Here is a 512-nt window from a genome sequence, read left to right on the forward strand (position 1 = left end):
CTTCAATAATGCACGTATCGTGAAGCTGGCGAAGCGCTGGATGGCGGCGGGAAGGGATCTCTCTAACGTCCCGCTCGCTGACCCGACTTTCTCGCTGATGTCATTGCGATAAGAAACGCGAACCCTTAAGGGGGAGAAATGACCACATTAGAGACCAACGCCGCGCCTGCAGAGGCGAGCGGCGAGGGCGTCCGCACGCCTGAAAAAGCAGTTCGTTGGGCCATTCCGCTGTCGCTGCTGGCCTGCGTGCTGCTGGCTTTTTTCGACAAAATCAGTATCGCCGCGCTGTTTTCCGATAGTCACTTCCAGCAGGCGATGGGCATCGACTGGACCACCAACCGAAAGTCCATCGCAGAAGCGATCCCTCCCCGATATGCGGAGTACGTCGGGCATCAGCTCATGGCTCATGTGCTGCGGGCGAATGCATAACAGTTTGTTGTTGCCATGCAGGCCGCCCCGGCTGAAGGCGTTAATCAGGCCGCCGCCACAGCTCAGGCTAACCAGCCCCGGCT

1 protein-coding gene is annotated in these 512 nt (G+C 59.0%); it reads left to right on the top strand.

All coding sequences use genetic code 11. The features are described 5' to 3' along the window. Positions 1-138 precede the first annotated feature (138 nt). Entirely contained in the window at positions 139-429 is a 291-nt protein-coding gene (locus ABD169_RS16145) for a hypothetical protein (RefSeq protein ID WP_344033628.1), read from the top strand. Positions 430-512: the final 83 nt, after the last annotated feature.

The organism is Leucobacter iarius, from assembly GCF_039530105.1.
In the GTDB taxonomy this organism is placed as follows: domain Bacteria; phylum Actinomycetota; class Actinomycetes; order Actinomycetales; family Microbacteriaceae; genus Leucobacter; species Leucobacter iarius.

Excerpts from the sequence above, each read along its gene's own strand:
- ABD169_RS16145 (WP_344033628.1), top strand. The coding sequence starts at position 139 with ATGACCACATTAGAGACCAACGCCGCGCCTGCAGAGGCGAGCGGCGAG.